Origin of the sequence: Streptomyces zinciresistens K42 (assembly GCF_000225525.1) — a bacterium.
GTDB classification, from domain to species: domain Bacteria; phylum Actinomycetota; class Actinomycetes; order Streptomycetales; family Streptomycetaceae; genus Streptomyces; species Streptomyces zinciresistens.
The window spans coordinates 18,399-30,044 of the sequence record NZ_AGBF01000070.1 but is presented as its reverse complement, the minus strand read 5'-3'; the positions used below and the strand labels follow the sequence as shown (position 1 = coordinate 30,044).

Annotated in this window: 7 protein-coding genes; all 7 read left to right on the top strand. The window is 74.9% G+C overall.

Annotation, left to right across the window (positions count from 1 at the left end; all coding sequences use genetic code 11):
• The first annotated feature begins 43 nt into the window (after positions 1–43).
• The 7 genes from SZN_RS19725 to SZN_RS19695 all read left to right on the top strand — a co-directional run bounded on the left by SZN_RS19725 (position 44) and on the right by SZN_RS19695 (position 11,645).
• Positions 44–6,247, top strand: coding sequence for an amino acid adenylation domain-containing protein (locus tag SZN_RS19725; protein WP_425274452.1), 6,204 nt, complete (start codon positions 44–46; stop codon positions 6,245–6,247).
• 21 nt (positions 6,248–6,268) lie between these two features.
• Positions 6,269–7,288 (top strand): guanitoxin biosynthesis L-enduracididine beta-hydroxylase GntD, encoded by a 1,020-nt coding sequence (gntD, locus tag SZN_RS19720; protein ID WP_007497764.1) that lies wholly within the window; start codon positions 6,269–6,271, stop codon positions 7,286–7,288.
• A gap of 56 nt (positions 7,289–7,344) precedes the next feature.
• Entirely contained in the window at positions 7,345–8,094 is a 750-nt protein-coding gene (locus tag SZN_RS19715) for an SDR family NAD(P)-dependent oxidoreductase (RefSeq protein WP_007497762.1), read from the top strand.
• 21 nt (positions 8,095–8,115) lie between these two features.
• Positions 8,116–8,586 (top strand): cobalamin B12-binding domain-containing protein, encoded by a 471-nt coding sequence (locus SZN_RS19710; protein WP_007497760.1) that lies wholly within the window; start codon positions 8,116–8,118, stop codon positions 8,584–8,586.
• The gene (locus tag SZN_RS19705) at positions 8,586–9,887 is read left to right on the top strand and encodes a methylaspartate mutase (protein WP_043731854.1); all 1,302 of its coding nucleotides are present in this window, start codon (positions 8,586–8,588) and stop codon (positions 9,885–9,887) included. The genes SZN_RS19710 and SZN_RS19705 overlap by 1 nt, the downstream gene beginning before the upstream one ends.
• Positions 9,888–9,989: 102 nt before the next feature.
• Complete coding sequence (locus SZN_RS19700; RefSeq protein ID WP_007497756.1) at positions 9,990–11,273, top strand: glutamate synthase-related protein; 1,284 nt, start codon at positions 9,990–9,992, stop codon at positions 11,271–11,273.
• Between the two features lie 153 nt (positions 11,274–11,426).
• Complete coding sequence (locus SZN_RS19695; RefSeq protein WP_007497755.1) at positions 11,427–11,645, top strand: MbtH family protein; 219 nt, start codon at positions 11,427–11,429, stop codon at positions 11,643–11,645.
• The last annotated feature ends 1 nt before the right edge of the window (position 11,646 follow it).

The window sequence follows — 11,646 nt, the reverse complement described above, 5'->3', positions numbered from 1 at the left end:
TGCGCTCAGGGACTTCGTCGCCGCGCGGCTGCCCGAGTACATGGTGCCGGCCGCGTTCGTGGTGCTGGACGCGCTGCCGCTGACGCCCAACGGCAAGCTCGACCGCAGGGCGCTGCCCGAGCCCCTGGTCGGCGGCGACGCGGAGGGACGCGCACCGCGCACCCCCGAAGAGGAGGTCCTCTGCGGCCTGTTCGCCGCCGTGCTCGGCATCTCCCGCGTGGGCGCCGACGAGGACTTCTTCCGCATCGGCGGCCACTCGCTGACGGCCACCCGCCTGATCAGCCGCATCCGCAGCACCCTCGGTGCCGAGCTCGGCATCGGCGACCTCTTCGCCGCGCCCACGCCCGCCGCCCTCACGGCACGTCTCGGGCGCGGCGCGTCCCGGCCGCGGCCGGTGGCGGTGGGGGTGCGGCCGGAGCCGTTGCCGTTGTCGTACGCGCAGCAGCGGTTGTGGTTCCTGCGGGAGTGGGAGGACGGGGGGTCGACGTACAACATTCCGCTGGCGGTGCGGTTGCGGGGTGTGGTGGACCGGGGGGTGCTCCGGGCTGCGCTGGACGATGTGGCGGGGCGGCACGAGTCGCTGCGTACGCTGTTCCCGGCGGTCGACGGACAGCCCCGCCAGCACATCACCACCGACGCCCGCGTCCCGCTGACCACGAGCCGCGCCACCGAGGCGGAACTGCCCGCCCGAATGGCCGCGGAGGCCGCCCACGACTTCGACCTGGCTGCCGAACTCCCTTTTCGGGCAACGCTGTTCGAACTGGGCGGGCAGGAGCAGGTGCTGATGCTCGTCCTGCACCACATCGCCGGTGACGGCTGGTCGATGGCGCCGCTCGCCCGCGACCTGAGCACCGCCTACTCCGCCCGCGCCGCCGGACACGCCCCCGACTGGGCGCCGCTGCCGGTGCAGTACGCCGACTACACGCTCTGGCAGCGCGGCCTGCTCGGCGACGAGGACGACCCCGACAGCCTCGCCGCCCGACAACTCGCCTACTGGACAGCGACGTTGGCGGACCTGCCGGATGAGCTGACCCTGCCCGCCGACCGGCCCCGGCCCGACACCCCCACGCACCGCGCCGACGCCGTCCACCTCTTCGTGCCCGCCGAACTCCAGGCCCGCATCGGCGGCCTCGCCGGTGAGACGGGAACCACGCTGTTCATGGTGCTCCAGGCGGCGGTGGCGGCGCTGCTGAGCCGGCTGGGTGCGGGGACGGACGTGCCGTTGGGGACGGCGGTGGCGGGTCGTACGGATGAGGGTCTGGACGATCTGGTGGGTTTCTTCGTCAACACGCTGGTGCTGCGCACGGATGTGTCGGGTGATCCGACGTTCCGGGAGCTGCTGGGGCGGGTGCGGGCGGCGGATCTGGAGGCGTACGCGCATCAGGACCTGCCGTTCGAGCGGGTCGTGGAGGCCGTCAACCCGGCCCGGTCCACCGCCCGGCACCCCCTCTTCCAGACCATGCTCGTCCTCCAGAACACCGACGACGGCGCCTACGACCTCGCCGGACTCGACACCGCCGCCGAACCCCTCAGCCACCGCGCCGCGAAGTTCGACCTGAGCATCGGCGTGGCGGAGACCTTCGACGGGGCCGGCCGGCAGGCGGGCCTCAGGGCCGAGTTCGAGTACGCCACCGACCTGTTCGACCGTGTCACCGTGGACGACCTGGCCCGGCGCTTCCTGCGGCTCCTGGAGGCCGTCACCGCCGCCCCGGACACCCCGGTCAGCCAGGCGGAACTGCTCACGGCCGACGAACTGCACCGCGTGCTGGACGAGTGGAGCGCCACCGTCCCGGCCGAGATGTGGCGCGAACTGGCGGGCGTGCCCGCCCCCGACCGGACAGCGGCCTATCTGCTCGACGACCACCTGAGGCCGGTGCCCGCCGGAGTCAGCGGCGAGCTGTACCTCTCCGTGCCCGGCCCCTCCGCCCCCGCCGGTGACAGGATCGTCGCCGACCCGCACGGCGCGACCGGCACCCTCATGTACCGCACCGGCCGGCGGGGCCGCTGGCTGGCCGACGGACGGCTGGACATCGGGACACCCGCGCGACAGGACGGCGACCCCGATCCCACCGGCCCCGACGATCCCGCCCCCGCCGGCGCCCGGCGCCCGCGCACCCCCGAAGAGGAAGTCCTCTGCGCCCTCTTCGCCGAGACGCTCGACGTGCCGCACGTCGGCGTCGACGACAACTTCTTCGCCCTCGGCGGCTATTCGCTGCTGGCCACCCGCCTGATCAGCCGCATCCGCACGGTCCTCGACGTCGAGGTGGGCATCCGGGCCCTCTTCGGCCACCCGACGGTCGCCCGGCTCGCCGCCCATCTGCGCGCCGAGGACACCTCCCGGCCGCGGCCGGTGGCGGTGGGGGTGCGGCCGGAGCCGTTGCCGTTGTCGTACGCGCAGCAGCGGTTGTGGTTCCTGCGGGAGTGGGAGGACGGGGGGTCGACGTACAACATTCCGCTGGCGGTGCGGTTGCGGGGTGTGGTGGACCGGGGGGTGCTCCGGGCTGCGCTGGACGATGTGGCGGGGCGGCACGAGTCGCTGCGCACGCTGTTCCCGGCGGTCGACGGACAGCCCCGCCAGCACATCACCACCGACGCCCGCGTCCCCCTCTCGGCCTCCTTCTGCCCGCCGGTCGAACTGGCCGGACACCTGCGCCGCGCCGCCCGGCACCCCTTCGACCTCGCCACCGAACTCCCTTTGCGGGCAACGCTGTTCACCCTCGGTGCCGACGACCACGTCCTGATGCTGGTGCTGCACCACATCGCCGGTGACGGCTGGTCGATGGCACCGCTCGCCCGTGATCTGAGCACGGCCTACGCGGCCCGTGCGGCGGGGCTCGCCCCCGACTGGGCGCCGCTGCCGGTGCAGTACGCCGACTACACGCTCTGGCAGCGCGGCCTGCTCGGCGACGAGGCCGACCCCGACAGCCTCGCCGCCCGCCAACTCGCCTACTGGACAAAGGCGTTGGCTGACCTGCCCGAGGAGCTGACCCTGCCGGCCGACCGGCCCCGACCGCCGGTGCCCAGCCACGACGCCGGAGCCGTCACGGCCGACGTGCCCGCCGCGGCACACGCGGGCCTGGTGCGGCTGGCGCGGGAGAGCGGGGCGACGCTGTTCATGGTGCTCCAGGCGGTGGTGGCAGCGCTGCTCAGCCGGCTCGGCGCCGGGACCGACGTGCCGTTGGGCACGGCGGTGGCGGGTCGTACGGATGACGGTCTGGACGATCTGGTGGGTTTCTTCGTCAACACGCTGGTGCTGCGCACGGATGTGTCGGGTGATCCGACGTTCCGGGAGCTGCTGGGGCGGGTGCGGGCCGCGGACCTGGAGGCGTACGCGCATCAGGACCTGCCGTTCGAGCGGGTCGTGGAGGCCGTCAACCCGGCCCGGTCCACCGCCCGGCACCCCCTCTTCCAGACCATGCTGCTCCTGAAGAACGGCTCGGGCGGCGGACTGCGACTCCCCGGCGCCACCGCCTCGGAACACCCCGTCGACGTCCATGTCGCCGAGTTCGACCTGCTGTTCGGCGTCGAGGAGTCCCACGGCGCCGACGGCACCCCCGCCGGTCTGCGCTGGACGGTCGAGTACGCCACCGACCTCTTCGACCACGCCACGGCCAGGACCCTCACCGACCGGCTGCTCAGACTGCTCGACGCGGTCCTCACCGACCCGGACGCCCCCGTCGGCCGCGCGGACGTGCTCTCCGCCGCCGAACGGGACCTCGTCCTCGGCGCGTGGAGCGGCCACGAGCCGGCGGCACCGCCCGCCGAAGCCCCCGTGCACCGGTACTTCGAGGCGCAGGCCGCCGCCCGGCCCGGCGCCGTGGCGCTCGTCCTCGACGAGCGGCGGCTGACGTTCGGTGAGCTCAACACCCTCGCCAACCGGCTCGCCCACGAGCTGATCCGGCGCGGAGCGGGCCCCGAGGACCGCGTCGCCGTCCTGCTCGACCGGTCCGTCGAGTCGGTCGTCGCGCTGCTCGCCGTCCTCAAGGCCGGCGCCGTCTACCTGCCCCTGGACAGCGGGCACCCCGCCGACCGCGTCGCCCACGTCCTGGCGGACGCCGGCGTGCGCCTGCTGATCAGCAGCGCCGGACCCGCCACCGCCCTCGCGCCCCGCACCGTCCCCGTCGTGCACGTCGAAGAGGGGGCGCAGGACGGCCCCGGCGACGACCCGGACGTACCCGCGCTGCACCCCGCACACCCCGCCTACATCCTGTACACCTCCGGATCCACCGGGCGCCCCAAGGGCGTCGTCGTGGAGCACCGGGCCCTGGCCAACCTCCTGCACAGCCACGAGACGACCCTCTTCGCCGCGCACCTGCGCGAGACCGGCCGGCCCGCCGCCCGGGTCGCCGTCACGGCGCCGCTCACCTTCGACGCCTCCTGGATGGGGCTGCTCGCCCTGTTCGCCGGGCACGAGCTGCACCTCCTCGACGACACCACCCGGCGCGACCCGGCGGCCATGGTCCGCTACGTCGGCCGGCACGGCGTCGACTTCCTCGACACCACCCCCACCTACGGCCTGGAGATGCTGGAGCACGGGCTGCTCACCACCCCCGCCCTCACCCCGCGCACCCTCACCTTCGGCGGCGAGGCCGTCCCCGAGCCGCTGTGGCGCAGGCTGCTCGCCGAACCCGGCGTCAGCGCCCACAACTTCTACGGCCCCACCGAGTGCACCGTCGAGACGCTGACCACCCCCTTGCAGGGCACCTCCACCCCCATCGTGGGACGGCCCGTCGAAGGCGCCCGGGTGTACGTCCTCGACGAGGGCCTGCGCCCGGTGCCGCCCGGAGTCACCGGCGAGCTGTACATCGCGGGCCGCGGCCTGGCCCGGGGCTACGCCGGACGGCCCGGCGCGAGCGCCGAGCGGTTCGTGGCCCACCCCTTCGCCCACGGCGCCCGCATGTACCGCTCCGGCGACCTGGCCCGCTGGCGGGCCGACGGCACCCTGGAGTTCTGCGGGCGCGCCGACGACCAGGTCAAGGTGCGCGGCTTCCGCATCGAGCCGGGCGAGATCGAGGCCGCCCTCGGCCGGCACCCCGACATCGCGCACGGCGCCGTCGTCCTGCGCGAGGACCGGCCCGGCGACAAACGCCTCGTCGCCTACGCCGTGCCCCTGCCCGGCCGTACCCCCGAACCGGCCGCCCTGCGCGCCTTCCTCGCGGGCGCGCTGCCCGAGTACATGGTGCCCGCCGCCTTCGTCCTCCTCGGCGCGCTGCCCGCCACCGCCAACGGCAAGCTCGACCGCGGCGCCCTGCCCGCACCCGAGTACGGCGGACTCGGGCGGGCGCCCGAGAGCGCGCTGGAGCGGTCCCTGGCCGCCCTGTTCGAAGAGGTCCTCGACGTGCGCGGCACCGGAGTGGACGACAGCTTCTTCGACCTCGGCGGGCACTCCTTCCTGGCCGCGCGGGCGGTCGCCCGCATCCGGACCCTGCTGCCCGACGTGCTCGGCGACCTGACCCTGCCGGGGTTCTTCCGCACCCCCACCGTCGCCGCGCTCGCCGCCCGCGCCGCCGGGGGCGAGAGCGCGGGCTCCGACCTGCTGCTGCCGCTGAGCACCACCGGCACCCGCGAACCGCTGTTCTGCGTGCACCCCGTCACCGGGCTCGCCTGGTGCTACGCCGGCCTCGCCGCGGCCCTCGCGGACCGGCCCGTCTACGGCCTCCAGGTGCGCCGCCCCGGCGCCGACGACCAAGCCCTGCCCGCCCGTTGGGACCTCCTCGTCGACGACTACCTGGCCCGTGTCCGCGCGGTCCGGCCGCACGGGCCGTACCACCTGCTCGGCTGGTCCCTCGGCGGGAACATCGCGCACGCCGTGGCCTGCCGGCTGCGCGCCGACGGCGAAGAGGTCGCCCTGCTCGCCCTGCTGGACTCCTACCCGCCGCGCGGCACGGCCGGTGCGCCCCTGCCGGACCCCGAGGCCATCGCCGGGTTCCTCCACCGGGAGGGCACCGCCGAGGCCGGCCCCGGCACCGCGTTCGACGCGGCGTTCGTGGCCTCGCTCGCCGCCGCCGCGGCCCACACCGTCGCCCTCGCCGAGAGCGCCGAGCCGGGCGTCTTCGACGGCGACCTGGTGCACTTCACCGCCACCGAGGACCGCGACCCCGCCGCCCCCGAGGCCGGTGACTGGCGGGCGCACGTCACCGGCCGCATCCACCGCCACGCCGTCGCCTGCGCCCACCTGGACATGACCCGTCCGCAGCCCCTTGCCGAGATCGCCGCCCTCCTGGTCCGCACCCCGCACCGGGACTGACACCGAGGAAAGAGCCGATCCATGATCGAAGAGACCGTCCTGCAATACGAGTTGTCCGACGCCGAGGTCGCCCGGATACGGGAGGAGGCCGCCCGGCTCGCCGCGTCACTGCCCGACCCGGCCGACCCCGCCCGCTACGACGACAACCGCTTCGCCGACGCCGGACTGCCCCCGCGGCTCAAGGACTTCCTGGAGACCTTCCGCCGCACCGAGTCGGCCGCCGGACTCCTCGTCCACGGCTTCCCCGTCGACGACGGCGCCGTCGGCCCCACCCCCGGCCACTGGGACCAGCCCACGCACCCCGCGACCACCCTGGAGCAGGAGCTGTTCCTCGCCATGTGCGCCACCGCGCTCGGCGACCCCTTCACCTGGTCGACCCTGCAACTCGGCCGGATGATCCAGAACATCCTGCCCATCCGGGGCGACGAGGAGCGCCAGAGCGGCCACGGCAGCGCCACCCTCCTGGAGTTCCACACCGAGGACGGCTTCCACCCGGGCCGCTGCGACTACCTGCTGCTCTTCGGGATACGCAACCACGACCGGGCGCCGACCATCCTCGCCTCCGTCCGCGACGTCAAGCTCAGCCGCGAGGACCTCGCCCTGCTGATCCGCCCGCTGTTCCACATCCTCCCCGACGACGAGCACATCCGGCAGCTCCAGCTGCGCCACCCCGACCACCCGGCGCTCGCCCGCATGGAGGAGATGCTGCACTCCCCGGACGCCGTGCCCGTCCTGTTCGGCAACCCCGACCGGCCCTATCTGCGCATCGACCTGCCGTTCATGCGCTGCGCCTCGGACGATCCGGCGGCCGAACGGGCCCTGCACACCCTGATGGCCGAGCTGGAGCGGGTGCAGCACACGGTCGTCGTGGAGCAGGGCAGCCTGCTGATCGTCGACAACTACCTGGCCGTGCACGGGCGCAAGCCCTACCCCGCGCGCTACGACGGCAGGGACCGCTGGCTGAAGCGGATGATCGTCAGCCGCGACCTGCGCAAGGCGGCCCCGGTGAGCCAGAGGACACGCGGCCGGGTGCTGTTCTGACCCCGGACCGCCGTCCCCCTGTCCCCCGAACCGCAGCTGTGACCAAGGAGTCAGACATGCGCACCGTCGTCATCACCGGCGCGTCCAGCGGCATCGGCCGCGCCACCGCCCTGCGCTTCACCGAGGCGGGCGACCACGTCGTCAACCTCGACCTCAAGGCACCCGAGCCGGACGGCAGCCCGGCCGGACGCTGGATACGCGCCGACACCGCCGACTGGGACGCCGTCCGCGACGCCCTCGCCGACGTCCACCGCGAGAGAGGCCGCCTGGACGTCGTCGTCGCCAACGCGGGCATCAGCGTGCGCCACGGCGTCCTCGACATCCAGGAGAAGGACGCCCGCCGCGTCACCGACGTCAACCTCCTCGGCGTGCTGGGCGTCTGGCAGGCCGCCGCCCGCATCATGACCGGGCAGGGACACGGCGTCCTGCTCGCCACCGCCTCCGTCAACGGCCGCCGGGGCTACCCCCGTTACGCCGACTACAACGCCACCAAGGCCGGCATCGTCGCCCTCACCCAGACCTTCGCGCTGGAGCTCAGCCCCGTCGTACGGGCCGCCTGTGTCAGCCCCGGAGGCGTGCTCACCCCCATGCAACTCGCCGAGTACACCGAGCAGATGCTCGCCGACACCAACGCCCGCATCCCCGCCGGCAGACACGCCGACCCTGCGGAGATCGCCGCCGCGTTCTTCTACCTGGCCTCCGCCGAGGCCCGCTTCATCACCGGCCAGGAACTGGTGATCGACGGCGGGGAGACCGCCGGTGCCACGACGTCCGCGTACGGCACCGCCGTACCGGCCGGGCACTGACCGGACGGGGGAGCACTCCGCATGCAGACCACCGCCCCCGGCACCGCCGGCCCCACCCCGGGCGCACCGGCCACCGGGCTCGACGTCGTGGTGACCGGCACCTCGTCCGACGCGCACACCTGGAACCTGATCTACCTCGAACTGCTCCTGACCGAGTGGGGCCACCGCGTGAGCGTCCTCGGGGCCTGCGTCCCCGAGGAACTCGTCGTCACCGAGGCGCTGGCGTGCCGCCCCGACCTCGTCGTGGTCGGCAGCGTCAACGGCCACGGCGCCGCCGACGGACTGCGGCTGATCGCCGCGATCCGCGCCGAACCGCGGCTCGCCGCCCTCCCGGTCGTCATCGGCGGCAAGCTCGGCACCGCCGAGGACACGGCCCGTGCCGCCCTGCCCCGGCTGCGCGCCGCGGGCTTCACGGGAGTGTTCGAGGAGAGCGCCGGGACCGCGCCCTTCCGCCGCTACCTGGACACCCTCACCGCCGGGGTGTGCCGCTGATGGACGCCCCGACCACCACCGGGTTCGGCGCGTTCGTCCGGGACGCCCGCGAACTCGTCGTCCAGCCCCGCATGGGCTTCGGCCCGCCCCGGCGGATGCGCCGGGGCCTGCGCGCCACCCGCGACGCGGACGCCACCTCGGTCGGCACGCTCACCCTCGACAGCTACACCCGGGTCGGCGACCTCGCCGCCGCCCGGCGGGCCGTCACCGAGGGCACCGACCTCAACGGCTACCCGCTCCTCACCCACGGCCCCGCCGCCACCCGCCGGATGCTCCGGGGCATCGGCGGACCCGGCTTCCCCGTCCAGGTGCGCCACGGCTCCGCCGCCCCGCAGGACATCGTCCGCGGCCTGCTCGCCGCCGGACTGCACGCCACCGAGGGCGGCCCCGTCTCCTACTGCCTGCCCTACAGCCGCACCCCGCTCGCCGAGGCCGTGCACCACTGGACCCGCGCCTGCGAACTGCTCGCCGAGGCGCGCGGCCCCGGCCCCGAACCGCATCTGGAGTCCTTCGGCGGCTGCATGATGGGCCAGCTGTGCCCGCCCGGACTCCTCGTCGCGCTGTCCCTGCTCGAAGGCATGTTCTTCGTCCGGCACGGACTGCGCAGCATCTCCCTGAGCTACGCCCAGCAGACCGACCCCGTACAGGACGAGGAGGCCGTCCGCGCCCTGCGCGCACTCGCCGCCGAACTGCTGCCCGGCGTCGACTGGCACATCGTCGTCTACACCTACATGGGCGTCTACCCGCGCACCCCGTCCGGGGCCCGCGCCCTCCAGGACCGGGCCGTCGCGCTCGCCGTACGGGCCGGCGCCCGGCGGCTCATCGTCAAGACCACCGTCGAGGCCCGCCGCATCCCCACCGTCGCCGAGAACGTCGCCGCCCTGGAGACCTCGGCCCGTACCGCCCGCGCCCTCCCGCGCCCCGACCGGGCCGCGGCGGACGACGGCCGCGACACCCAGGTGTACGCCGAGGCCCGCGCCCTCGTCGAGGCGGTGCTGTGCCTCGGCCCCGACATCGGCCGCGGACTGCTCACCGCGTTCGGCCGGGGCTGGCTCGACGTGCCGTACTGCCTGCACCCCGACAACGCCGGCCGCAGCGCCGGCTTCATCGACGAGCGGGGGCGGCTGGGCTGGAGCTCGGTGGGTGCCATGCCGATCGGGCACGTCGTCACCCCCCGCCCGGCCGCCGCCCTCACCAGCAGCGGCCTCCTCGACGCCCTGCACTACGTCGAGACCCGCCTCGACCTCGGCGAACTGGCCGGGACCGGCGCCCACCGCGAACCCGCGCCCGCCGGCTCCTGAGCCCGTCCCGCGCCCGCCGGCTCCTGAGCCCGTCCCGCGCCCCACCGCACCGCACGAACCCCCGCACCCCAGGAACCCACCCATGCCAGGGAGCGACACCCCATGAGCGCACTGCACGCCTCCGGCTTCCCGGAGGACGAGATCCGGGCCCGCGCCCGCCACGGCGCCGCCCGCGTCTTCCCGCCCGCGTCCGCCTACGGCCGCGAACTGTTCGGCGGCGGCCGCCCGGCCGCGGACGACGTCCTCGACCGCACCCGCCTGGTACCGCCCGCGTTCGTGCCGCGCCGGCTGGAGAAACTGATCGAGCTGGCCCGCGAACCCCTGTACCGGGACGTGGACACGGCCACCGACATCGGCGGTTTGCGCGCCGCGCTCCCGGTGTACGTGTCCGCCTTCGGCTCCACCCAGGTCGCCAGCCGCGACCTGGGAGTCGCGGCCGCCCGGCAGGCGGCCCGGCTCGGCCTCCCCCTCGTCGTCGGGGAGAACATCGGCCCCGTCAACGGCACCGGACGGCTCGGCGAACGCGAGGGCCGCACCCTCCTCGGCCGTGTCCGCGCCTACCAGGACGCGCTGGAGGACGGCGGCGGCGTCGCCGTGCAGCAGTCCACCGAGGACGCCGACGCCGAGATCTGGAACCTCGTCTACAGCGACACCTCCGTGCAGCCGCTGCTGGCCGCGGGGCGGCTCGCCTTCGAGCTGAAGGTGGGCCAGGGCGCCAAGCCCGGACTCGGCGGCATGACCCTCGTCGGCGCCGCCGACGCCGAGCGGCTCCAGGAGCAGTACGCCGTCGAGCCGCTGCCCGGCGACGGCGGCGCGGACCGCGCGCTGCGCAGCGGCAGCCCCGGCACCTTCACCCAGGAGATCCTCGCCCACCAGGTCCGCCTGATGCGCAACAACTTCCCCCGCGCCAGGATCTGGGTGAAGCTGCCCCCCGCCCGGGACGTGGGCGAGGCGGCAGCGACCGCCTGGGCGGCCGGCGCCGACTCGGTCACCGTCGACGGCGCCGAGGGCGGCACCGGCTGGGCCCCGCTCGCCTTCCTCGACGACGTGGGCCTGCCCCTCGGCGAGTGCCTGCGCCGGGTCCGCCCCGGCCCCGCGCACTGCCTCCTCGTCAGCGGCCGGATCTGGGAGGGCGCACGGGCCGCCAAGGCCCTGGCCGCCGGAGCGCGGGCCGTGGGCCTCGGCCGGGCCGCCCTGCTCGCCGTCGACGAGGACCCCGACGCCGGCCTGGACCGTCTGATCGCCGCCCTCGCCCTCGAACTGCGCCTGCTCACCAGCGCGTTGGGCAAGTACCGGACCGGCGACCTGGACACCGAGGACCTGTGGCACCCCGAGGCCCCGCACCCCGCGGCGCAGCCGCTGCCCGCCGCCGCGCACCTGCACTGAACGGCCCGCCGCGGGCCGCGAAACTTCCCTCCACCTGCCTCGCCAACTGCCTCTTCGGCGGCCCGGCCGTTCCTACGATCGACGCAGTCCCGGGCCACCTGGCCCGAAACCCCCACCGGACGGCCGCCGCCCACCGACAGACGGGACAGCACGATGCCGAACCCCTTCGAGAACGAGAACGGGCAGTACCTGGTCCTCGCCAACGACGAGGAGCAGCACTCCCTGTGGCCCGCGCAGATCGCCGTACCGGCCGGCTGGCGCACCGTCCACGGTGTCGACAGCCGGGCCGCGTGCCTGGAGTACATCGAGACCCACTGGACCGACCTCCGCCCGGCGAGCCTGCGCCGGGCCATGGACCGGATGGCCGGCTGAC